Raw genomic sequence first — 21,638 nt, 5'->3', positions numbered from 1 at the left:
TGAGATGAAGTGAACGTTCATTCATAGGGGGTACAGCGTGCGGGGCTCGCGGACGTCCACCGGGCGGGACGCGACGTCCGGGCGCCTCGTCCTCGTGCTCTCGCTGTGCGGCATCGTCGTCTCCCTGCAGCAGACGCTCGTGCTCCCGCTGCTGCCGGACCTCCCCCGCCTGCTCGGCACCACCGCGGACAACGCGACGTGGCTCGTCACCGCGACCCTGCTGGCGGGCGCGATCGCCACCCCGACGGTCGGCAGGCTGGCCGATCTCTACGGCAGGCGCCGGATGATGCTCTGGACGCTGGCCGTGTCGGTGCTCGGCTCCGTCCTGGGTGCCGTGACCACGGCCCTTCCGGCCCTGATCGGTGCGCGGGTCCTGCAGGGCATCGGCATGGCCCTGGTCCCGGTGGGCATCGCCGTCATGCGCGACGAGCTGCCGCGCGACCGGCTGCCGCTCGGCGTCGCGATGCTGAGCACCACGCTGGCCATCGGGGCCGGCCTCGGCCCTCCGGTCGCCGGCGTCGTGGCGGACCGCCTGGACTGGCACGCGATGTTCTGGCTGACCGGGGCGTTCGGCCTCCTCCTCCTGGTGATGCTCGTCCGCACGCTGCCGGTCTCCGCGCCGCCGGTCCGTCGGAAGTTCGACCTGCGCGGGGCCGTGCTGCTGACGCTCGCCCTGACCCCGATGCTCCTGGCGCTGTCCAAGGGCAGCCAGTGGGGCTGGCTGTCCGGCCTCACCCTGGGCTGCGCGCTGGGCGGGCTCGCCCTGCTGCTCGCCTGGGTCCCCCTCGAGTGGCGCACACCGAGCCCGCTGGTCGACGTCCGGGTGGCCGCGCGCCCGGCGGTGCTGCTCGCGAACGGCGCGTCGGTGCTGTGCGGCTTCTCGGCCTTCGCCAACCTGCTCGTCACCGCGCAGTTCCTGCAGATCCCGCGCGAGTCGGGCTACGGGCTCGGGCTGAGCGTCACGCTGACGGGCCTGTGGATGATCCCGCAGGCGGCGGCGTTCGGCGTGGTCGCGCCGGTCTCGGCATGGGTGACCCGCCGCTTCGGAGCCCAGTGGGCCATGCTGACCGGGGCCGCGACGATGGCCGTCGCCTACGCGTTCCGCCCGTTCCTCAGCCAGAACCTGCCCCAGATCGTCCTCGGCTCCGTGGTCGTCGCGGCCGGGACGGCGATGGCGTACGGCGCGGCCCCGCTCCTGATCAGCCGGATCGTCCCGGCCACGGAGACGGCCTCCGCCAACGGGCTCAACGTCCTGGTGCGGTCGATCGGCCAGTCCACGTCGAGTGCCGCGCTGGCCGTGGCGGCCACGGTCGGCGCGGTCGGCGTGGGCGGCCTGCTCGTCCCCGGGCTCGCGGCGCTGACCACGCTGTTCTGGCTCGCGGCCGCGAGTGCCGCGGTCGCCGTCCTGTTGAGCACGGCCGTCCTGCGCCATGTGCGGGAGGAGCCCGACCAGGCTGCCGACCTCCCCGCGGGCCCTTCCGCCCTGGCCGCGGGCGGCGGCGGCCTGGACGGCTCGTAGGGAGCGTCAGCCGTCGAGCAGCCCGCGCAGCGAGCGGGCGGCGAGGTCGATCGCCTCACCGGCCCGGTCGAGCCGGCCCGGGATCGTGAAGAAGCCGTGGTGCATGTCGGGGAAGTCGAGGCGCTCGATCCGGTTCCCCGCCGCCCGCAGGCGCTCGCCGTAGGCCAGCACCTCCGTCCTCAGTGGATCATGGCCGGCCACGACGAGGACCGTCGGGGGCAGGCCGGCGTGGGTGGCGGCGCGCAGCGGGGACGCGAGGGGATCGTCGCGGGCCGCCGGGTCGGGGAGGTACATGTCCCAGTACCACTGCATCGTCACCCGCGTCGTGGACAGACCCGTCTCGAACTGCGCGTAGGACGCGGTGGTGAAGTCGTGGTCGACGACGGGGTACACCAGGAGCTGGGCGGCGAGCCGCACGGTCCCCTCGTCGCGGAACCGGAGCGCGGCCGCCGCCGCGAGGTTCCCGCCCGCGCTGTCGCCCCCCACCACGACGCGCGGCCAGCGCGCCGCCGCCCACTCGATCACCGCGCAGAGATCCGTGAGCGCCGCGGGGAAGGGGTCCTCGGGGGCGAGCCGGTAGTCGACGTTGAGCACGGCGCTCCCGGTCCGGGACGCGAGGCGGGTCACGCACGCGTCGGCGTCCGCACCCCTCATCAGGGCCCAGCCACCGCCGTGGCACCAGACCACCACCTCGGACTCCTGGCCGTGGCGCGGCCGGAAGAGCCGGACGGGGACCGTCGGGCCCCCCGCCCGCACGATCCCGAGATCGGACACGTCCGGCACGGAACAGCCGGCGTCGAGCCCCTCGCGGGCCCCCTCCGCGAACACCCTCGCGCGCTCGACGGGCATCGTGTGGACGAGCGGGCCGCTCGTCGCGCGGGTCACCAGCGCGAGGGCGTCGGGGTGCAGCGGGACCGGGTTGCGGCCCCGGTCCTGCGTCGTGCTCCCCATCAGGCCGGCTCCCCCTGCTCGGCGGCCCGCCGCTCCAGGTGCCGGAGCGCCTCCTCGGCCGCGGCCCCGAGCTCCGGTGCGCCCGGGGTGTCCGCGTCCGTCATGCGGCGGAAGGCGTCGAGCTCCTTGCGCATCAGGTCCACGAAATGGCCGGGCGCGTCCCCGAGCCGGGGGACGGTCTCGTCGATCGCGAAGCTCGCCGCGCTGCTGTGGAGGAACACCGATCGCGCCTCCTCCCGGTCGATCCCGCCGTCCTCGGCCACGGCCAGCGCCCGCAAGGCGTTGTCGATGTTGACGAGGTGCGTGATGTTGTTGACGACCTTCGTCCGCTGCCCCGCCCCGATCCCCCCGAGATGGTGGACGGAGCGGGCGTACGCCCCGAAGACGGGGCGCACCCGGTCGAGGACGGCGGCCTCACCCCCGGCCATGACCGTGAGGAGCTGCGCCCTGGCGTGGCGCGGGCCCCCGCCGATCGGCGCGTCCAGGGTGTCGATGCCGGACCCGGCGAGCCGCCGGGCGATCCGCTCGCAGGCCGGCGGGCCGATGGTGCTGTGCACCACGACGGTCGACCCGGGCCGGAGGCCGTCGGCCGCTCCCTGGTCGAAGAGGACGGACTCGATGTCCGCGGCACTGAAGACGCAGAGGCACAGCACGTCGACCCCGGCCCCGAGGGCCCGGGCGGACTGGGCGATCCCGACCGACGTCCCGGCGAACTGGTCGAGGCTCGTGGACCTCCGCGCCCACACCGTGACGTCCAGCCCGGCCCGGGCGATCATCAGAGCCATGGCTCCGCCCAGGTCGCCGACCCCGATGAACCCGATCCGCATGGCCACCCCCTGTGAATAAGCGTTCGTAACTATGCCATGGTTCGCGGCCGTCGTCCGAACATCAGGGCCTGGCGGCGGGAGCACTCACAGGATGCGGAGCATGGCGTCGACCGCGGCGGGCCAGGAGTAGGCCTCGGCGCGGGTACGGGCGGCGGTGCGGCGGGTGGGTTCGTCGGCGGCCAGCAGCGTGGTGACGCCCCTGGCGAACGCCTCGGGGGAGTCCGCGGCTCCGGTGCCCACGATCTCCGGCAACGCCGAGCTCGCCGAGACGACGACCGGGGTGCCGCTGGCGAGGGACTCCAGGGCGGAGAGGCCGAAGGTCTCGTGTTTGCCCGGAGCGAGGCTGACGTCGGCCGACGCGAGCAGGGTGGCGAGCGCGCGGCGGTCGGGGACGAAGCCGAGGAACTGCACCGGGAGCCCCGCCGCGCGGCGTTCCAGGAAGCCGCGGCGGGGGCCGTCGCCGGCCACCACCAGCCGCACCCGGTGACCCGAGTCCCGAAGGGCCGCCACGGTGTCGATGCTCCGCTCGGGGTGCTTCTCCGGGGAGAGGCGGCCGCAGTGGACGAGCAGGACGTCGGCGTCCCGGCCGAGCCGCGCACGCAGCGCGGGATCGCGGCGGTGCGGGGCAAAGGTCGCCAGGTCGACGCCGAGGGGCACCTGGCGGACGTTGCGGGCGCCGATCCGGTCGAACTCCTCGCGGGCGAACGCGGTGGTGCAGACGACCGTGTCGTAGGCCTCGGCCATGCGGGCGTTGGCGTGGTCGGCCACGCGCCGGGCGGCACCGCCAGGCAGCAGGAACTGGTGGAGCAGCCGGTCGAGACGCTCGTGTGAGACCACCACACTGGGCACGCTGTTCCGCGAGGCCCACGCGCCGAGGCCGCGCAGCGTCAGCCGGTCCGACACCTCGATCGCGTCGGGACGCAGCCGCTCGAGGAGGCGCTGCACCCGCCACGGATCGACGGCCCGGTAGCCGCCGGTGCCGGGGATCCGCGGCGCCGGGACGGTGATCCGGCGGATGCCGCACTCGACCTGGTCCGCGGCCCGCGCGCCGGGCACCACCAGCACCACCTCGTGCCCGCGGCCGGCGTAGCCGGAACCGAGCGCGTTGAGGGCGGTGCGCAACCCGCCGGAGCGCGGGCCGTAGAAGTTCGCGAGCTGGACGATGCGCACCGGCTCAGGCGGCCTGGAGGTGGTCCGTGCCGATGACGTCCGCGTAGTGGCCGAGCAGCTCGTCGCACACCGCGGACCAGGTGCGGCGCAGCACCGAGCGCCGGGCCGCCTCACCGAACACCCTGCGCTGCACCGGGTCCCGCAACGCCTCGACGGCGTCGCGCAGCGCGGCGTCGGCGGCCGGCCAGCCCGCCTCGTCGTCGGGTCGCGGCGGGACGAGGTAGCCGGTGCGGCCGGGCAGCACCAGATCGCGGGGCCCACCGGCGTCGGGCGCGACGACCGGGAGCCCGGACGCCAGCGCCTCCTGGACGGCCTGGCAGAACGTCTCGGTGGGTCCGGTGTGGACGAAGACGTCGAGGGACGCGTAGATCTCCGCCAGCTCGTCGCCACCCCGGAAGCCGAGGAACGCCGCCCCCGGCAGCGCCGCCCGCAGCCGGCCCTCGCTCGGTCCCGCGCCGACCACGACGAGCCGCACGCCGGGCATCCCGGCCAGGCTGCCGAGCCGCTCGACCTGCTTCTCCGGGGCGAGCCGGCCGACGTAGCCGACGAGCATCTCCCCGTCCGGCGCCAGCGCGCGGCGCAGGTCGGCGGAGCGCCTGGCGGGGGTGAACCGCGCGGTGTCGACGCCGCGCGCCCACTGGTGCACGCGCGGCACGCCACGCTCGCGCAGCGCCTCCGTGGCCCAGCTCGACGGGGCCAGCGTGCGGTCCGCCTGGCCGTGCAGCCGACAGGTCCACCGCCAGGCCGCCCGCGCCGTCAGGCCGAGGCCGTACGAGGAGGCGAACCCCGCGACGTCCGTCTGGTACACCGCGACGGTCGGGATCCCGAGCCGGCGCGCCGCCGTCAGGCCCCGGGCGCCGACCACGAACGGCGCGGCCAGGTGCACGACGTCCGGACCGAAGTCGCGCAACGCCTTCACGATCCGCCGGGTCGGCACACCGACCGGCATCGAGGACACGACGGGCAGGTCGAGGGCCGGCACCCGGACGACCGGGACGCCCTCGTGGGAGTCGGCCTCGTCGGTCCCCGGCGCCACCACGAGCGCCTCGTGCCCGGACGCACGCAGGTGCTCCAGCACCCGCAGGACCGAGTTCGTGACGCCGTTGACCACGGGGAGGAAGCATTCGGACACGATTGCGACGCGCACACGGGCACGGTGTCGCCTCCGGCGCGCGGGCCGCCGTCGCCGACGTGGCCGGGCGGGGAACGTCGGGCCAACATGCTCCGCGCCGCCCGGGCCCGATGTTGCGCGCCGCGCAGGGTTCACCGCGGTCGACCCCCGGCCGTCACCACCCGGACACCCCCGGCCCCGACCCTCGGGTGGCATGACCGTCCTGTCCCGCCCCACCTCCCCCGTCGACCCGGGACTCGTCTCGCGTGCCCTCGAGGTCGCGGGACGCCTCGCCAACGACGCCGCCGAGGTGATCGCGGCGACCGCGGGCCGCAGCCCCGGCGCCGAGTCGAAGAGGGACCCGTTCGACTGGGTCACCGACACCGACCGCACCCTCGAGCGGCACACCCGCCGGGTGCTCGCCGCCGAGTTCCCGCACATCCCCGTCGTCGGCGAGGAGTACGGCGCGGACGCGGCGGCCGCCGGATCCCGCTACCGCTGGGTCGTCGACCCGGTCGACGGCACCGCCAACTACGTCGCCGGCTTCCCCTGGTGCGCCTACAGCCTCGCCCTGGTCGACGACGCGGGGCCGGTCGTCGGCGTCATCGCCGATCCCAGCCGGGCCCAGATCTACGCCGCCGCCCGCGGCCGCGGGGTGCGGGCCAACGGGACACCGGTGCGCCCCACCCCCCGGTCCACGTCGGTCGGGGCGCTGGTGTGCGCGGAGTCCCCCAGCCCGGCGTTCACCGAACGGGCGGTCGCGAACCACACCGGGGTACGGGTGCTCGGTTCCTCGGCACTGGCGATCACGCAGGTCGCGCTGGGGCGGGCGGTCGGCGCGGTGCTCGACGGCTACCACGAGTGGGACGTCGCGGGCGCGCTCTGCCTGGCCCACGAGGCCGGTGCCGTGGTGCTCGGCCGGGACGGGCGGCCGGCGGCGCTGCCCGAGGGCGGCCTGGTCGTCGGGCAGCCGGGGATCGCCGAGGAGCTCTACGGCTGGTGGGTCTGACTGCTCGACCGAGAGGCCTGTCGGCTTGATCCGGAGGCCTGTCGGCGGCGGCGCACGCCCCAGGACGCGCCGCCGAAGACCACCCAGCCCGCTGCGGCGAGGCCGAGCGACGGGAGCAGCCCGGAGAAGGCGGTGCGCCCGGCGACCCGGACGAGGTCCGGCTCGGTGCGGTCGTACTCGACCTCGACGGTCGTGCCCGGCGTGAGGCCGCGCGGGTAGTAGACGCCGCGTTCGGGAACGCGCAGCTCGCCGTTCGGCGTCGGGAACCGGATCAGGGTGCGGGCCGCGGTCGAGCCCTCGAGCACCTCGGCGGTGGCGACGGCCTCGTTGCGGCTGATCGACACGTCGTCGAGCACCGCACCCGCGAATCCCAGCGCGACCAGCACCGTCGTCACGATCGCGAGGCCCAGCAGGATCTCCGGGAGTTTCCGGCGCAGCGTGCGGCCGACGGCCCGGGCGGTGCGCCCGGCCTCCTCGAGCGTGTCGCCCGCGACCCCACCGGCCATGACCTCACAGTAGAGCGCACGCCGGCACGCCCGGCCGCCCGGGGGCGCGCCCGGGCGTGAGCATGACCACCGGGGACGGGCGCCCGTCGCGGCACGTGCCTACCCTCGAACCCGTGACGACCGCTGCGCTGCCGACCGAGCTCCGGGTCCGGACGCGGCCGATCGACCCGCCGGCCGGCGGCCTGCTCGGGCTGCTGCCGGACCCGCGGGGCCCGCTGTCCTGGGTCCGCGGCGGCGAGGGGCTGGTCGGCTGGGGCGAGGTCGCGCGGTTCACCGGGGCCGGCGCGGGCCGCTTCGCGGATGCGGACGCGTGGTGGCGCGGGCTGCTCGGCGAGCTCGACGTGGTCGACGAGGTGGGGGTCCCGGGCACCGGTGCGGTCGCCTTCGCGTCGCTCACGTTCGCGGACCGCTCCCCCGGGTCCGTGCTGGTCGTGCCCCGGGTGATCGCCGGGATGCGCGGCGGCCGGGCGTGGGTCACCGAGTTCGGCGAACCGGGTCCCGTCACCTCGATGGAGCCGGTCCGGGCGGGTGGGCGGCTGCGCTACGCCGACGGCGCGCTGCCGGTCGCACGGTACCGCGCCGCGGTGGCCGAGGCGGTCCGGCGGATGCGGGGCGGCGGCCTGCAGAAGGCCGCGCTCGCCCACGACCTGCTCGCCGTCGCGGACACCCCGCACGATCCCCGCCACCTGCTGCGCGGGCTCGCCGAGCGCTACCCCACCTGCTGGGCCTACGCCGTCGACGGCCTGGTCGGCGCCACTCCCGAGCTGCTGCTGCGCAAGCGGGGGGACGTCGTGGAGTCCCGCGTGCTGGCCGGGACGATCTGGCCGGGCTCGGGAGGCAGCGAGGATCTGTCGGCGGACCTCATCGCGTCGGTCAAGGACCGCGAGGAACACGCCTACGCGGTGGACTCGCTGGTCGACACGCTACGCCCGTTCTGCCGGAGCCTCGACGTGCCCGCCGAGCCGTCCGTGCTCGCGTTGCACAACGTGTCGCACCTGAGTACGGACGTGCGCGGCCGGGTCCGGGGCGAGGCCTCGCTGCTGCGGATCGCCGGGGCCGTGCACCCGACCGCCGCCGTGGGCGGCACCCCGCGAGCCGAGGCGGTCGCGGCGATCGCCGAGCTGGAGGGTATGGACCGGGGCCGCTACGCCGGCCCGGTCGGCTGGATCGGGGCGGACGGCGGCGGGGAGCTGGGCGTCGCGCTGCGGTGCGCCCAGCTCGACGGCCGGACGGCCCGGCTCTACGCGGGCTGCGGGATCGTCGCCGGGTCGGACCCGGACAGCGAGGTGCGGGAGGCCGCCGCGAAGCTGCGGGCGGTGCGCGAGGCGCTGGAGAACTAGGAGGGTGCTGAAGAGCTCCGGCCGCGCAGTAGGCCCGAGCTTTTCAGCGCGCTCCTAGTCCCGGTACTTCGGGACCAGCAGGGCCAGCGCCACGCCCAGCAGCACCACTCCGCCGAGGATCACGAGCCCGGCGGGGGTGGCGAGGCGTTGGCGGAGCGTGCCGACGTAGGGCACGTCGTACCAGAGCCTCCCGTGGACGTCGGCGGCCGCGATCGGGTGCAGGTCGTTCGTGGGGTTGGCGTCGCCCTTCGTGACGAACCGCGGCCCGGGCGCCACCTCGACGACGCGATGGGTGACGATCCGCGTCTGCCCGGTCGAGAGGTCCCGGTCGGTGAAGTTCACGATGTCGCCGACCGCCAGCTGCGCCGGCTCGACGGGCCTGACCACGGCGATCGACCCCACGTGCAGCGTCGGTTCCATGCTCCCGGACAACACGGTGAGCGCCCTGCCGCCGACGGCGAGGGGCAGGATCGCCACCGCCGTGGCGAGCGCGAGCAGGGCCAGGACGACGAGCGTCCCGACGGCGCCGAGCACCCGGCGGGCCGGGTGGCGCCGGCGGGCGTGTGCCCTCGGCGCAGCGGTGTGGGTGGCCATCCGTACGTCCTCTCTCGCGGAACGCGAGCGATTCTCGCCTACCCGACGGATTTCGCTCGTCCCACCACTCGATCGAATGGCGATTTGCGCTGGAATTGCTCCTGATCATGTGCGTGCGCATACTCGGCCCCCTGCCGCGCACATTTCTCCCCTGCTTCCGCGGCGTTCACCGATTCCCAGTGACCGGAGCCCAGGCATGACCGTTCAGGAGCCCGAGAAGAAGGACAAGCGCCGCCGAGCGGGCTTGATCGTCGGAGTCGTCGCGGCGGTGATCGCCGCCGCCGCCATCGGGGCGGGCACCTATGCCGCCTTCACCGACACCGAGAGCGGACCCGGTGGTACCCAGACCGCGGGCACGCTCGACCTGGAGATCGGCGGAACCGGCTTCCAGACCCTGTTCACCGGCACGAACATCGCTCCCGGGTACACGAAGGACTTCACGTTCACCGTGAAGAACTCCGGCTCGATCGCGGGCAACCTGACCAACAGCCTGACGCTCGCCGGCGCGGACGGCACCTGCACGGAACCGGAGCGCACCGCCGAGGGCGGGGCCTGCAAGGCCGGGGGTGACCTGCAGGACCAGATGACCGTCGTCGTGGTGTCGTCGCCCGCCTCCACCGTCGCGACCACGCCGGTGATCATGACGGACTTCGTGAAGAGCCCGTTGCCGGGCAACAACATCAACCTCGCGGCGAACACCACCGGTACCTACGTGCTGCGGTTCGCACTGCCGAACGACGCCACGACCACCGCCGAGACCAACTCGAACAACAAGGTGCAGGGCGACACCGTCACCCTCAGTTCGACGTTCAACCTCGTCCAGCAGGTCCCGTGACCCGAAAGTCGTAGGACCCGTCACACTCAGTCCGTTTTCGAGGTGCCCCGTAAGCTCTTTTCGGGGCACCTCGTCGACCATTCAGGAAATGTGATGCGACGCCGGGTCATCGCGGTAGCCGTCGCCATAACAGCGATTTTGACGACGGGTTTCCTGTCCACCGCGGACACCACTCTCGCCCGCTACACCGACGTCGAGGCCAGCCCCGGACAGCTCGGGGCGGCCACCGTGGTGATCGGCGACGCGTCCAAGTCCCCGACGCTGATCTTCGCCAACGGCACCGGCTCGGGCACCGTCACCGCCACGCTCACCGTGGTCTACACCGGGACCACCGCGGCCCGGATCACGCTGAACGCGAAGCCGGCCACGACCTACGCCTCGAACTTCTGCACGTACGCCAGCAGCACCGGCTGGACGACGAAGAACATCCTCGGGCTCATCGGCCCGACCATCACGTTCTCCGTCGCCGGGACGTCGATCCCCTACTGCACGCTGCTCAACGGCGCCGAGAACACCCTCGCCGCGTCCGTCGAGGCGGGGAGCACGACCACCTCCACGATCACCGCCACGTACGGCGGGGTGCTGCAGGGCCTCTTCACCGGCAAGACCGACAGCGTCCCGCTGCAGCTGCACGCCTACGCCACCTCGGGCAGCGGCTTCAACCACACCACGACGGGGACGTTGACGGTCTCGACCTCGGCGTCCGCGACCACCCCGAGGTCGCTGATGGCCGCCCGCGCCGCCACGCCGGCGTCGACCACCAAACCGGCGACCGCCTCGGCCACCCCCGCGCCCGCAGCCTCGCCCGTGACCGCCGCCGACGTGCCCGCGGAGTGCGCGGCGGCGGGGATGACGGTGGCGTCGTTCGCGGAGAAGATCACGCTGACGGCCGCGAACCCGTCGTTCGACGCGGCACGGGACCGGCCGGGTGTCGCCGGCCCGTTCCTCGTCATCGGCTCGGCGGCGGGCGACACGATCACCGGATCGGCGGGTGCGGACTGCCTCGTCGGCGGTGACGGGGACGACACGATCTCCGGGGGCGCCGGCGACGACGTCCTGGTGGGTGGGGCGGGCATCGACCACCTGGCCGGGGAAGCCGGAGCGGACCGCCTCTACGGGGGATCGGGGGTGGACGCCCTCGACGGCGGGCTCGGTGCCGACCTCCTCGACGGGCAGGTGGACCTGGCGACCTGCACCACGGACCCCACCGACACCGCCACGAACTGTGTGACAGGGGAAACCACTCCCCCGGCCACCCCTCCGGCAGATACTCCTCCGGCGATCACGCCCCCGAGCCCCACGCCTCCGAGTGCCGCACCTCCGAATCCGACGGCCGAGGCCCCGGCCCCCGCCCCGATCGCCCCTGCTCCGACCACCGAGCCCCCCGCGCCCCAGGCGCCGGCGCCCGCCCCCGCGCCGGAGGGCGGAGCGGACCCGACCACCACAGCCGGAACCGCCGGTGCCCCGCCCGGCCCCGCCCCGGAAGGCACCCCGGACACGACCCCCACATGATCGCCGGTCGTGTCCGAGCAGCCGCCGGAAGTGGCGCTTTCCCGATAGAAGCGGCGACCACCAGGCCGAAGATCACCACTTCGGCCCCATCACGGCCGGCAACGGCGCCGATCGGTCCCGGACGGCGATCACAGCCGTGGAGTCGCCGACCCTGGCGACACCTCACTCGGCGCCTTCATGATCAGCATCCCTGTCCGAGAACCCGCCGGAAGTGGCGCTTTCCGGACAGAACCAGTGATCACTGCGCCGAACTCGGCAGCAGGGATGGGAGGGCCGTCAGGCGCGGGCGGCGGGGCGGCGTTGGTGCGGGACCGGGCCGGTGGGGGTGCCGGTTGTCGGGTCCGGTGAGGCCGAGCTTCGCGGACCGACGGCCCCGGTCCCCGCGCTCCCCGGATCAGTGCTCCCCGGATCCGCGCCCCGGGTGGCGGGAGCGGTGACCGAGGCCCTCGCACCCGACCTCCAGACGCCGGGGGCCTCCCGGTTCCGGCCGTCCGACCTGACGGAGGACGGGGCGCGCGGGGCCGGGGTGGAGCGGGACGTGCTGGAGCGGCGCGCCAGGAGGCGGCGGGTGCTGGCGTAGTAGGGGACGGCCGCGCCCAGGAGGACGACCGTCGCGGCCAGCTCCAGGGCCAGCGGCACCGCGACCGCCACGCCCGAGACCCGGATCGCGTGGGCGATCGCCAGGGCCGCGAAGGCCAGTCCCGTGCGGCGGAGCAGCGGACGGTCCCGGCGCAGGCCCGCGCCGACGGCCAGGAGGCCGGCGGCCCCGAGGCCGGCCCAGATCGCGAGGGACGCCCCCGCAACCGCGCCCGACGGGACCCCGAAACCGGGGACGAGCCCCCGCAGGGTGCCGGCGGCCGCGACGCAGCAGGCCAGGACGGCGACCGCGACGGTCACTGCCGGACGGTCCGCCGGCGATCGCCGACGCACCGCCACGACCAGCAGGATCACGACCCCGAGCAGCATCACGAGCCCGACCAGGGGCCACAGTCCCGGCGCCGGGCCGCCGCCGAAGGCGAGGGGCAGCGGGCCGACGAGCGCGTGCCCCGCCACCGCGGCGGCGATCCGGACGGCGCGGCGGTTGCCGGTCGACCGACCGGCCAGCGCGATCATCAGGGCCGCGAGGCCCTCCCCGGCGACCCCGACGATCCCGGACACCCGCTCCGGCAGCGGTCCGGCGGCCGAGCGCAGCGCGAGCCACAGACCCAGGGCGACGACCAGGAGGGTCGCGCACTCCTGTGCGGCGCCCCGGACGGCGGGGGTCGTGAGGCGGAGCGTGGACAGCACGATGTCCTCGGACGGGTCGGGGAGCGGTCGGGCGGGGGACCGGCCGGAGGGCCCGTGGCCCCGATGTCGGCATCGCCCACCAGGCCCGCGCCGTTACGGAGAACTCACAGTAGCTGGCGGAGAGTGACCGCTCGGCGCAGCCCTCTCCCCCGGACGGCCGAGTGCATGTACGGCCGATCGGCCGCTCACCTCGACGCTGCGATCACGCCTGTCGAGGAGCACCCGCAGCTGCCGGCGATGCCGCAGCGCGCGGGCATGTCCTCGCACGGGCGAGCGCATCGCGAAAGTCCCCCTCGACGCCCACGATCCGAGCACCGATCGTCCGGCGGACGCGGCCCCTCCTGATGATCAGGTCGATCAGCCGCGAGAAGGACTCGGCTGAGGTTCCTCGTGATCGACCGGCGCCCGATCCCTGGTGCTGGCCGAGCACGAGGAACGGCCGAGGTGCCCCGGCGCCCGCGCCGTGGTCAGCTCGGCTGCGACGGCGTCGCTCCCACCGCCGCCACGGCGGCGGCGATCTCCTCGGCGAGGGCGGCGTGGCCGGCGCGGAGCGTGGCCCGGTCCGCGCGGACCTCCACGATCCGCAGTCCGGGCGGGCCGTCCGGTTCCGGGACCAGGGCGGCGGCGAGCTCGTCGGGGGCGGTGGCGAGGGTGTGGCTGGCGCCGAAGCCGCGCGCCACGGCGGCGAGGTCCACGCGGTGCGGGGTGCCGAAGACCCGTTCGAACGAGGCGGCGTGGGCGGGCGCCCCCTGCTCGAGCAGCCCGAAGATCCCGCCGCCCGCGTCGTTGAGCACGACGAGGGTGAGCGCCGGCCGGGGCTCGTCCGGGCCGATGAGCAGGCCCGTGGTGTCGTGCAGGAGCGTGAGGTCGCCGAGCAGGGCGACGGTCGGGCCGGGATGGGTCAGGGCCGCACCGACCGCCGTCGACACGGTGCCGTCGATCCCCGCGACCCCCCGGTTGGACACCACGGTCAGGCCCGGGCGCGGCGCGGCGGCCAGGCCGACGTCGCGAACCGGGTTGGAGGAGCCGAGCACCAGCCTGCTGCCCGCGGGCAGGGCGGCGACGAGGTCCCGCGCCAGGCCGAGCCCGCGCGGCGCCCCGAGCCGGTCGAGCGCGCGGTCGAGCGCTGCCGAGCCCGCCGCGTCCGCCTCCCGCCACCACCGCACCCAGTCCGCGGGCGGGTCCAGCGCGGGCAGGGCGCCAACGGCCCGGACCGTGCCCGGCACGTCCGTCCACGGCAGACCGGACGGGTCGGCGGCGGCGTACACCGCGACGGCCGGCGAGGCCAGCAGCTGCGCGACGCCCCGGTGCAGGGTCGGCCTGCCCACCACGACCACCTGCGCGGGCGGCGGTAGCGAACCGAGCAGCCACGGACCCGTGCGCAGGGCGTGGGCCCACAGCGGCGACGACGGCTCGGCGACGACCGGTGTGTCCCCGAGCAGCGCGGGATCGACGCCCGCGCCGTCGCCCGCGACCACGAGGGTCGGGGCCGAGGGATCGAGCGGCAGCGGCGGCGGGAGGCGCCGCACCCGTCCGACGTCCGTCCACGGCAGACCGTTGTCGCGCCCGGCCGGCACCGGATCGTCGCCGGGTACCAGCGGTTCCGCGAAGGGCGCGTTGACGTGCACCGGGCCGGGAGGGCCACCGAGGGTGCCGAGTGCCGCGGCCACGGCGCGGTCGATCGCCGAGCGCCACGCGGCGTGGTCCGCGGCGGACCGCGCGACGGCGAGGGTGACCGCGGCGCGGACCGCGGAACCGAAGATCCCGGCCTGCGCGATCGTCTGGCTCGCCCCGGTGCCGACGAGCTCGGGCGGGCGGTCGGCGACCAGGGCCAGCAGCGGGACGCCGGAGTGGGAGGCCTCGAGGACCGCCGGGTGCAGGTTGGCGACCGCGGTCCCGGACGTCGTCACCACGGGGACGAGGAGCCCCGAGCCCCGGGCCAGGCCGAGCGCGAGGAAGCCGGCCGTCCGTTCGTCGATCCGCACGTGCAGGCGCAGCCGGCCCGCGACGTCCGCGGCGTGCAGCGCGAAGGCCAGGGGGGCGTTGCGCGAGCCGGGGCAGAGCACGGCGTCGCGGACGCCGCAGCGCACCAGCTCGTCGACGACCACCCCGGCCTGGACGGGGCCGGGTGCAGTGCTCATCCCGCCGATTCTAGGCGCCGAGATCGTGCAGCTCGAAGGTCGTGGCGAGCGTCGCGCCGGGCAGCTGCTGCGCGGCCTGTTCGGCGTGGGGACGCAGGAAGGCCTCCGGATCGGCCATGCCGCCCCCGCCGAGCCCCCGCAGGTAGAGCTCGTGGGCGGACAGCGAGGCGACCGCCCGGTCGAACACCTCGCCGATGTCGACGCCGTGCGTGGCCTGCGGCGATCCCGACACGGCGAGCCACCGCACGCCGTTCCAGGGCTCGCCGCCGGCGCCCGGGAAGACCCAGCGGTTGCCGGCGTCGCGCACGGCGTCGAGGGTGGCGCGGCCGGTGTGGACGTGGTCGGCCATGTTCAGCCCGCCCGTCGCCCAGCGGTCCGCGAAGTTGCCGGTGATCACCAGATCGGGGCGGTGCCGGCGGATCGCGGCGGCGATGTCGCGGCGCAGCGGCAGGCCGTACTCGATCACCCCGTCGGGATGGTCCAGGAACTCGCACTGCTCGACGCCGACGGCCGCGCACGCCCGACGCTGCTCCTGCTCGCGCGCCGGCCCGCACTCCGCGGGCGACAGCGAGTCGATGCCCGCCTCGCCGCGCGTGACCAGCAGGTAGGCGACCTCCTTGCCGGCCTGCGTCCACGCGGCGACCGCCCCCGACGCGCCGTACTCCATGTCGTCCGGATGCGCGACGACGGCGAGGGCGCGCTGCCAGTCGGTGGGGAAGGGCTCCAGCGTCATGCGGGCATCATGGCCCGTAGGCCGACCGTGCACCGGCCGCAGCGCCGAAAGGCGTCACCGCACCCAGACGTACCGACGTTGCGGACTGCGCTGAGCGCCGACGGCAACGACCCGCCCCGCGGTCGCGAGCCCCCGCAACGCCGTCAGCACCGACGCCCTCGAGCGACCGACGGTGTCGGCGAGCTCCGCGGCCGTCGACTCGCCGATCCGTTCCAGCGTCTCGGCGACGAGGTCCGTCGTCGACGAGCCGGAGGCACCCGGGCCGAAGAGATCCGGCTGGGCGGCGACCGGTTCCGGCACGAGCCCGTACCACGCGTAGCGACGACCCCCCTGCTTCATCACGAGCCCCGCGGTGACGAGGTCACCCAGGACTCGTGTGGCCTCACCGCGATCTGCGCCGTACTCGCGCAGGTGGGCGTTCGTCACATCGTGGCCGTGCCGCATCATCGCCAATGCCAGCTCGTGCAGCTGCCCGAATCCGGGACGGTGCAGGGCGCCGAGCCAGCGACGGGTCTCCGGGTCCATCAGCTCGGACCGGGCGAACCGCACCTCGAACCGGCTGGGGTGATTGTCGAAACGGGGGCGCCCCAGGCCGGACCGTTGCAGCTCGCGGATCATCACGAGGATGCCGGAGGCGCGGTTCTCGGCGACCAGACGATCGCTGCGAGGCAGGTAGGTGTCCGAGAGCAGCTGCGCGAGGAAGCTGTTCCGGGACGACGAGACACCCTCGATCCCGAGGTCGGCCACCGTCACCGGCCCGAACAGCGCGCCCGGGCTCCGGACGACGAGGTGGTCGGGATGGAGCTCGACCTGGATCTGCGTGCCGCGCGTGCCGGGGCTGTAGTCGCGGTGCAGGACCGCGTTGACCACGGCCTCGCGCACCGCCTCCATGGGGTAGTCGAGCTGGTCACGGCGGCCGTCACCGTCGACATAGGTGCGCACCGACAGGTGCCGTCGCACCGCGGCCAGGCACTCGGCCACCAGATCCGGGATGGCCCCACGGATCGTCGGGTTGTCGACGAACCTCGGCGCGACGGGCGACCGGTCCGCTGTGGTCGAGGGCATCACCACGAGCGAGATCGTCAGCTGGGGGAAGAACTGCTGAGGAAAGACCCCGAACGTCAGCAGGCCGGCGAGCGTGGGGACCTCGGCGTCGTCGCGGCTCAGGATCCGTAGTCGCTTGAGGGCGGTCACGTCGTCGACGTCCCGCAGAGCGCGGCTCGTGGTCCGCACCCGCTCGAGCGTCCGCAGGATCGGCGGCCGGTCGAGGTCGTCGATCGTCGCGCCCGGTACCGGCTCCGCGTCGTACCGCGGCTGGCCCCGGTTGGCGATGGCCAGGCCGACCTCGGTCTGGGTCATCCGCCGGTCGCCGTCGCCGGTGCGCACGTAACACCCGGTCGCCATGCCTCGCCGCTCCACGAAGCACGGGCGCTGGTCGGACGGCAGCGGATCGATCTCCGCTGCCACGACGACCCGGCCGTCGATCTCGACGAGGTCCACGGTCGGCCGCAGCGGCGGGGCGAGCTGGTCGCTCAGGGCCGACACCAGGTCGTCGCGGAGCTTGACCGGATCGGGGAGCGGGACGAGGGCGAACCCGTCACGCTCGTCGACGCCGAGGACGAGGGTGCCGCCATTCGTGTTGGCGAAGGCCGAGGCGGTCTCGGTCACCGACGCGGGCAGCCCTCCCGCTGCGGCCTTCGCCTCGATGTCCGTCGGCTCGCCGCCGAGCATGCGCAGCTCGTCGAGCAGTGCGACGAGATCATCCTTCTTCACGGCATCAACTTTCAAGTATCAAGTTGGCTTCAAGCTAGTGCACCAGGCTGTCAAGTTCGGCGACCGACACCCCGTACGCTCGGATCCGTCATGACAGCGACTCTTCAGGCCTCCGGCCTCGCCGCCGGGCACGGTGCCCGGATCCTGTTCAGCGGGCTCGATCTCGTCGTCGCGCCCGGGGACGTCGTCGGGCTCGTGGGGGTGAACGGGGCGGGCAAGTCCACGCTGCTCCGGATGCTCGCGGGTGTGGACGCGCCCGAGGAGGGCGGGATCTCCCTGAGCCCCCCGGACGCGAGCGTGGGCCTGCTCCCCCAGGAGCCCGAACGGCGTCCGGGCGAGACGGTGGCCGCCTACCTGGCCCGCCGCACCGGCGTCACCGCGGCGCAGGCACACATGGACGCCGCCGCCGAGCAGCTGGCCGAGACCGACGGCACGGAGTACTCCGCCGCCCTCGACCGCTGGCTCGCGCTCGGGGGCGCCGACCTGGAGGAACGGGCCGGCGAGGTGGCCGCGGAGGTCGGGCTCGGGGTGCCGCTCGACGCGTTCATGACCGATCTCTCCGGTGGCCAGGCCGCGCGCGCCGGGCTGGCCGCGCTGCTGCTCTCCCGCTACGACGTGCTGCTGCTCGACGAGCCCACCAACGATCTCGACCTCGACGGCCTGGACCGGCTCGAGCGGTTCGTGCAGGGCCTGCGGAGTCCGGCCGTGATCGTCTCCCACGACCGGGAGTTCCTGGCGCGCACCGTGAACCGGATCGTGGAGCTGGACCTGCACCAGCGCCGGGTCGGCGTGTACGACGGTGGCTACGACAGCTACCTCGCCGAACGCGAGATCGCCCGCCGGCACGCGCGCGAGGCCTACGAGGAGTACGACGACAAGCTCGACCACCTCAAGGACCGCGCGCAGATGCAGCGGAACTGGATGGCCCAGGGCGTGCGCAACGCGCGGCGCAAGTCGAAGGACAACGACAAGAACGTCAAGGCCAAGCGGACCGAGACGAGCGAGAAGCAGGCGTCGAAGGCTCGGCAGACGCAGCGGATGATCGAGCGGCTGGACGTCGTGGAGGAGCCCCGCAAGGAGTGGGAGCTGCACATGACGATCGCCGCCGCGCCCCGCTCCGGCGCGGTCGCGGCGCGCCTCGACGGGGCGGTCGTGCGCCGGGGGGAGTTCACCCTCGGCCCGGTGACGCTGCAGGTCGACTGGGCGGACCGGGTGATGATCACCGGGGACAACGGCAGCGGGAAGTCCACGCTGCTCGGCGCCCTGCTCGGCCGGATCCCCCTCGCCTCCGGCGAGGGCGGGCTCGGCTCCGGCGTCGTCGTCGGCGAGGTGGACCAGGCCCGCGGCCTGTTCCTCGGCCCCGAACCCCTGGTGACGGCGTTCGGCCGGGCCGTGCCGGACTGGCCGGAGTCCGAGGTGCGGACCCTGCTGGCCAAGTTCGGTCTGACGAAGGAGCACGTCCCCCGCCCCGCCGCGTCCCTGAGCCCGGGCGAGCGGACCCGCGCCGCCCTGGCGCTGCTGCAGGCGCGCGAGGTCAACCTGCTGGTGCTCGACGAGCCCACCAACCATCTCGACCTGCCCGCGATCGAGCAGCTGGAGGAGGCCCTCGACGGCTTCCCCGGCACGGTCCTGCTGGTGACCCACGACCGCCGGATGCTCGACACGGTCCGCGCCACCCGCCGCTGGGCGGTCGCGGACGGCACCGTGACCGAACAGACCCCGTAGCCCGTTTCCGCAGGTCAGCCGAGGTCGTGAGTGCTCTCGCCCCTGCCAGGGGCGTCACCACTCACAGGGGGAGCTGGGCGGCGAGGGCGAGGAGGCGGCGTTCGGAGCCCGGTGGGCCGATGAGCTGGACGGCGCCGCGGAGGCCGGTGGGGCGGTGGCCGACCGGGACCGACAGCGCCGGGAGGGCGGCGAGGTTCCAGGGCGCCGCGAACGGCGCGTAGCGCAGGGCGGCGAGGATGTTGGACCGCCACGGGCGGAGGTGCCAGTCCTCGGCGGGCGGCGGATCCGCGGCGAGCGTCGGGGTGAGCAGGACGTCCCGGCCCTCGGCGAACCAGGCCTCGCAGCGCGCCCGCCAGGCCGCTCGCGGGCCGGGGCCGGCGAAGCGTGCGAGCCGGCGGCCGAGCGCGGCGTGCCGTCGGGAACGCGGCTGCAACGCCGCCCGGTCCAGGCCCAGCTCCTCCACCTCGGCGTTCACCGCCACGGTCCACAGCATCGAGCCGTGCGGCCCGAGCGAGGCCGGCTGCGCGGGCCCGCCCTCGACGACGGTGTGCCCGGCCCCGGCGAGGACGGCCGCGGCGGTGGCGACGGCCTGCCGGTCGGCCGCCGACACGGCCATCCCGCGGACGGGATTGCGCAGGTCGACCGAGATCCGCAGGCCGGTCGGCTCCTCCAGCGGGGTCGGGGAGCGCCCGGCCAGCACGTCCAGGCCGAGGGCGACGTCCGCGGCGCTGCGGGCGAGGACGCCGTGCTCACTGAGCCCGAGCCAGGAGCCGGCCGGCATGTCCGTGGGCAGCAGGCCCCGCCCGGGCTTGATCCCGACGACGCCGCACACCGCGGAGGGGATCCGGATCGAGCCGAGCCCGTCCGTCCCGTGGGCGAGCGCGACCATGCCCGTCGCCACCGCGGCACCGGCCCCGCCGGACGATCCACCGGCCGTGACCCGCGGATCCTGCGGGTTGCGGGTGATGCCGGTCGGGTCGTCCGTCATGGGCCAGATCGCCAGCTCGGGCATTCTCGTCGTCCCGACGACGACCGCGCCCGCACCGCGCCACCGCCGGACGATCTCGTGGTCCGGCCCCACGTTCTCCTTGACGGCGACGGGCACACCGGCGAGCGGCAGCGACGCCCGGTCCGGGTTCTCGTCGACCGCCGCGGCGTCCTCCCGGGCCACCGTGCTGACCTCGCGGAACGCCCGGATCCCCGGATCGAGCTCACGGATCCGCGCCAGAGCCTCCTCGACGACGTCGACCGCACTCCGTCCCGCCTGCACCTCGGCGGCGATCGCACCCGCGTCCATCGCTCCTCCTCGAGCCGGGGCACCCAGGGTCCCGCACAGGGGAAGACCCCGCGGGTGCCCGTGTCCCCGGGAGGGGTACGGGCACCCACAGGGTCCGGTGAGCGGGGGGACTGCGGGCTAGGCCTGGGGGCCGATGGCGAAGCGGAGCTCCTCCTCGCCCTCGGGCGTGGTGAAGGGCTGCACGTCGAGGACCTTGTCGTCGAGCACCTCGGCGGCGGTGGGTTCGAGGAAGACGGTCAGCCCCTCCCCCTCCAGGACGGTGTCCGCCTGGTCCGCCTGCGCCGCCAGGGAGAGCTCGAGGCCCTCCTCGGCGTCCGTCGCCGCGATGCGCAGGCCGCCGCCGTCCGGCAGCTCCGCGTCGCTGGTCAGGGACTTGATGGCTTCGGCCGCGGTATCGGTGATTGCCAACATTCGGCCGACCGTACCGAGGTTCCGCGGACCTCGCAGGGCGCGCTCAGCTCAGGTTGTCCGGGTTCGGGCCGAGCCGGCCCGCCTCGCCCTCGTCCAGGCCGCTCAGGGTGGCCACGTCGTCGTCGGCGAGCTCGAAGTCGAAGACGTCGATGTTCTCCCGGATCCGCGCGGGCGTCACGGACTTGGGGAAGACGATGTTGCCCAGCTGGAGGTGCCACCGCAGCACCACCTGGGCGGGGCTGCGGCCGTACTTCTCCGCGAGCGCGGTGACGATCGGGGCGGACAGCAGCGGGCCGCCCTGCCCCAGCGGGCTCCAGGCCTCCGTCGCGATCCCGTTGTCACGGTGGTAGGCGCGCAGCTCGGGCTGGCCGAAGGTCGGGTGCAGCTCGATCTGGTTGACCGACGGCACGGTGTCCGTCTCGGCGGCCAGCCGGTCCAGGTGCGCCACCTGGAAGTTGGACACGCCGATCGACCGGGTCCTCCCGGCGGCCTTCGCGTCCTCGAGGCCCCGCCAGGTGTCGACGAAGTCGTCCCGGGCCGGCAGCGGCCAGTGGATGAGGAACAGGTCGACGTGGTCGAGGCCGAGCTTCGTGAGGCTCTCCTCGAGGGACTTCTGGGCCTCCTCGCGGCCGTGCCGGTTGTTGTTCAGCTTGGTGGTGACGAAGATCTCGTCCCGGGAGAGGCCGGACTCGGCGATCGCCTGCCCGACTCCCTCCTCGTTGCGGTACATCTGCGCGGTGTCGACGTGCCGGTAGCCCGCCTCGAACGCCTGCGTCACGGCGTCGACCGTCGGCCGACCGGGCTCGACCTGCCAGATGCCGAAGCCGAGCTGCGGGACCTGCACACCGTCGTTCAGCGTGATCGTGGGAACCATGCCTGGAGACATACCCCATGACG

Annotated in this window: 19 protein-coding genes; 6 read left to right on the top strand and 13 right to left on the bottom strand. The window is 74.7% G+C overall.

Going from position 1 to position 21,638, the window contains the following annotated elements:
* Nucleotides 1–37 precede the first annotated feature (37 nt).
* Nucleotides 38–1,519, top strand: a complete 1,482-nt coding sequence (locus ABD324_RS28110) for an MFS transporter (RefSeq protein ID WP_344423607.1) — start codon at nucleotides 38–40, stop codon at nucleotides 1,517–1,519.
* A gap of 6 nt (nucleotides 1,520–1,525) precedes the next feature.
* On the opposite strand, the gene ABD324_RS28105 is transcribed toward ABD324_RS28110, so the two are convergent.
* From ABD324_RS28105 to ABD324_RS28090, 4 genes are all read right to left on the bottom strand, one after another.
* Nucleotides 1,526–2,470, bottom strand: a complete 945-nt coding sequence (locus tag ABD324_RS28105) for an alpha/beta hydrolase (RefSeq protein ID WP_344423605.1) — start codon at nucleotides 2,468–2,470, stop codon at nucleotides 1,526–1,528.
* Nucleotides 2,470–3,297, bottom strand: coding sequence for an NAD(P)-dependent oxidoreductase (locus tag ABD324_RS28100; protein ID WP_344423763.1), 828 nt, complete (start codon nucleotides 3,295–3,297; stop codon nucleotides 2,470–2,472). The genes ABD324_RS28105 and ABD324_RS28100 overlap by 1 nt, the downstream gene beginning before the upstream one ends.
* A gap of 84 nt (nucleotides 3,298–3,381) precedes the next feature.
* A complete protein-coding gene (locus tag ABD324_RS28095; RefSeq protein ID WP_344423602.1) occupies nucleotides 3,382–4,467 on the bottom strand; it encodes a glycosyltransferase in 1,086 nt (361 codons plus the stop codon).
* Between the two features lie 4 nt (nucleotides 4,468–4,471).
* On the bottom strand, nucleotides 4,472–5,614 hold the full coding sequence (locus tag ABD324_RS28090) for a glycosyltransferase family 4 protein (RefSeq protein ID WP_344423599.1): 1,143 nt from the start codon (nucleotides 5,612–5,614) through the stop codon (nucleotides 4,472–4,474).
* A 178-nt stretch (nucleotides 5,615–5,792) separates the two neighbouring features.
* Between ABD324_RS28090 and ABD324_RS28085 the strand changes: the two genes are divergently transcribed.
* Nucleotides 5,793–6,587 carry an inositol monophosphatase family protein gene (locus tag ABD324_RS28085; protein ID WP_344423596.1) on the top strand — a complete coding sequence of 265 codons (795 nt, stop codon included), beginning with the start codon at nucleotides 5,793–5,795 and terminating at the stop codon, nucleotides 6,585–6,587.
* Here ABD324_RS28085 and ABD324_RS28080 read toward each other — a convergent pair.
* The gene (locus ABD324_RS28080) at nucleotides 6,569–7,093 is read right to left on the bottom strand and encodes a DUF3592 domain-containing protein (protein ID WP_344423593.1); all 525 of its coding nucleotides are present in this window, start codon (nucleotides 7,091–7,093) and stop codon (nucleotides 6,569–6,571) included. The genes ABD324_RS28085 and ABD324_RS28080 overlap by 19 nt on opposite strands.
* 113 nt (nucleotides 7,094–7,206) lie before the next feature.
* Between ABD324_RS28080 and ABD324_RS28075 the strand changes: the two genes are divergently transcribed.
* Entirely contained in the window at nucleotides 7,207–8,433 is a 1,227-nt protein-coding gene (locus tag ABD324_RS28075; RefSeq protein ID WP_344423590.1) for an isochorismate synthase, read from the top strand.
* Nucleotides 8,434–8,487: 54 nt separating this feature from the next.
* On the opposite strand, the gene ABD324_RS28070 is transcribed toward ABD324_RS28075, so the two are convergent.
* Nucleotides 8,488–9,027: a signal peptidase I gene (locus tag ABD324_RS28070; protein ID WP_344423587.1), complete on the bottom strand. Its 540-nt coding sequence runs from the start codon at nucleotides 9,025–9,027 to the stop codon at nucleotides 8,488–8,490.
* 196 nt (nucleotides 9,028–9,223) lie between these two features.
* Here ABD324_RS28070 and ABD324_RS28065 point away from each other — a divergent pair, with 196 nt between their 5' ends.
* Both ABD324_RS28065 and ABD324_RS28060 read left to right on the top strand, forming a co-directional pair.
* Nucleotides 9,224–9,862 (top strand): TasA family protein, encoded by a 639-nt coding sequence (locus ABD324_RS28065; RefSeq protein ID WP_344423584.1) that lies wholly within the window; start codon nucleotides 9,224–9,226, stop codon nucleotides 9,860–9,862.
* Nucleotides 9,863–10,000: 138 nt separating this feature from the next.
* Complete coding sequence (locus ABD324_RS28060; protein WP_344423582.1) at nucleotides 10,001–11,374, top strand: calcium-binding protein; 1,374 nt, start codon at nucleotides 10,001–10,003, stop codon at nucleotides 11,372–11,374.
* A 276-nt stretch (nucleotides 11,375–11,650) separates the two neighbouring features.
* Here ABD324_RS28060 and ABD324_RS28055 read toward each other — a convergent pair whose 3' ends face one another.
* The 4 genes from ABD324_RS28055 to ABD324_RS28040 all read right to left on the bottom strand — a co-directional run bounded on the left by ABD324_RS28055 (nucleotide 11,651) and on the right by ABD324_RS28040 (nucleotide 17,308).
* Complete coding sequence (locus ABD324_RS28055) at nucleotides 11,651–12,661, bottom strand: hypothetical protein (protein WP_344423580.1); 1,011 nt, start codon at nucleotides 12,659–12,661, stop codon at nucleotides 11,651–11,653.
* A 467-nt stretch (nucleotides 12,662–13,128) separates the two neighbouring features.
* The gene (gene menD / locus ABD324_RS28050; RefSeq protein WP_344423578.1) at nucleotides 13,129–14,802 is read right to left on the bottom strand and encodes a 2-succinyl-5-enolpyruvyl-6-hydroxy-3-cyclohexene-1-carboxylic-acid synthase; all 1,674 of its coding nucleotides are present in this window, start codon (nucleotides 14,800–14,802) and stop codon (nucleotides 13,129–13,131) included.
* 10 nt (nucleotides 14,803–14,812) lie between these two features.
* Nucleotides 14,813–15,535 (bottom strand): PIG-L deacetylase family protein, encoded by a 723-nt coding sequence (locus ABD324_RS28045; RefSeq protein WP_344423576.1) that lies wholly within the window; start codon nucleotides 15,533–15,535, stop codon nucleotides 14,813–14,815.
* Between the two features lie 54 nt (nucleotides 15,536–15,589).
* Nucleotides 15,590–17,308, bottom strand: a complete 1,719-nt coding sequence (locus tag ABD324_RS28040) for an ATP-binding protein (RefSeq protein WP_344423573.1) — start codon at nucleotides 17,306–17,308, stop codon at nucleotides 15,590–15,592.
* A 90-nt stretch (nucleotides 17,309–17,398) separates the two neighbouring features.
* On the opposite strand from ABD324_RS28040, the gene ABD324_RS28035 reads away from it, so the two are divergent.
* The gene (locus ABD324_RS28035; protein WP_344423571.1) at nucleotides 17,399–19,033 is read left to right on the top strand and encodes an ABC-F family ATP-binding cassette domain-containing protein; all 1,635 of its coding nucleotides are present in this window, start codon (nucleotides 17,399–17,401) and stop codon (nucleotides 19,031–19,033) included.
* 61 nt (nucleotides 19,034–19,094) lie between these two features.
* Here ABD324_RS28035 and ABD324_RS28030 read toward each other — a convergent pair whose 3' ends face one another.
* The 3 genes from ABD324_RS28030 to ABD324_RS28020 all read right to left on the bottom strand — a co-directional run bounded on the left by ABD324_RS28030 (nucleotide 19,095) and on the right by ABD324_RS28020 (nucleotide 21,615).
* Complete coding sequence (locus tag ABD324_RS28030) at nucleotides 19,095–20,330, bottom strand: amidase (RefSeq protein WP_344423568.1); 1,236 nt, start codon at nucleotides 20,328–20,330, stop codon at nucleotides 19,095–19,097.
* 117 nt (nucleotides 20,331–20,447) lie between these two features.
* A complete protein-coding gene (locus ABD324_RS28025) occupies nucleotides 20,448–20,741 on the bottom strand; it encodes an adhesin (protein WP_344423565.1) in 294 nt (97 codons plus the stop codon).
* A 43-nt stretch (nucleotides 20,742–20,784) separates the two neighbouring features.
* Nucleotides 20,785–21,615, bottom strand: coding sequence for an aldo/keto reductase (locus ABD324_RS28020; protein WP_344423563.1), 831 nt, complete (start codon nucleotides 21,613–21,615; stop codon nucleotides 20,785–20,787).
* Nucleotides 21,616–21,638: the final 23 nt, after the last annotated feature.

Origin of the sequence: Pseudonocardia ailaonensis, assembly GCF_039531635.1 — a bacterium.
In the GTDB taxonomy this organism is placed as follows: domain Bacteria; phylum Actinomycetota; class Actinomycetes; order Mycobacteriales; family Pseudonocardiaceae; genus Pseudonocardia; species Pseudonocardia ailaonensis.
The sequence above is the reverse complement of the archived record's forward strand: the minus strand, read 5'-3'. Positions and strand labels throughout refer to the sequence as shown.

What these genes read in the sequence shown, in the direction of transcription:
- ABD324_RS28105 (WP_344423605.1), bottom strand. Translation starts at nt 2,470, where the DNA reads ATGGGGAGCACGACGCAGGACCGGGGCCGCAACCCGGTCCCGCTGCAC.
- ABD324_RS28100 (WP_344423763.1), bottom strand. Translation starts at nt 3,297, where the DNA reads ATGCGGATCGGGTTCATCGGGGTCGGCGACCTGGGCGGAGCCATGGCT.
- ABD324_RS28085 (WP_344423596.1), top strand. Translation starts at nt 5,793, where the DNA reads ATGACCGTCCTGTCCCGCCCCACCTCCCCCGTCGACCCGGGACTCGTC.
- ABD324_RS28080 (WP_344423593.1), bottom strand. Translation starts at nt 7,093, where the DNA reads ATGGCCGGTGGGGTCGCGGGCGACACGCTCGAGGAGGCCGGGCGCACC.
- ABD324_RS28070 (WP_344423587.1), bottom strand. Translation starts at nt 9,027, where the DNA reads ATGGCCACCCACACCGCTGCGCCGAGGGCACACGCCCGCCGGCGCCAC.
- ABD324_RS28065 (WP_344423584.1), top strand. Translation starts at nt 9,224, where the DNA reads ATGACCGTTCAGGAGCCCGAGAAGAAGGACAAGCGCCGCCGAGCGGGC.
- menD (WP_344423578.1), bottom strand. Translation starts at nt 14,802, where the DNA reads ATGAGCACTGCACCCGGCCCCGTCCAGGCCGGGGTGGTCGTCGACGAG.
- ABD324_RS28045 (WP_344423576.1), bottom strand. Translation starts at nt 15,535, where the DNA reads ATGACGCTGGAGCCCTTCCCCACCGACTGGCAGCGCGCCCTCGCCGTC.
- ABD324_RS28035 (WP_344423571.1), top strand. Translation starts at nt 17,399, where the DNA reads ATGACAGCGACTCTTCAGGCCTCCGGCCTCGCCGCCGGGCACGGTGCC.
- ABD324_RS28030 (WP_344423568.1), bottom strand. Translation starts at nt 20,330, where the DNA reads ATGGACGCGGGTGCGATCGCCGCCGAGGTGCAGGCGGGACGGAGTGCG.
- ABD324_RS28025 (WP_344423565.1), bottom strand. Translation starts at nt 20,741, where the DNA reads ATGTTGGCAATCACCGATACCGCGGCCGAAGCCATCAAGTCCCTGACC.
- ABD324_RS28020 (WP_344423563.1), bottom strand. Translation starts at nt 21,615, where the DNA reads ATGGTTCCCACGATCACGCTGAACGACGGTGTGCAGGTCCCGCAGCTC.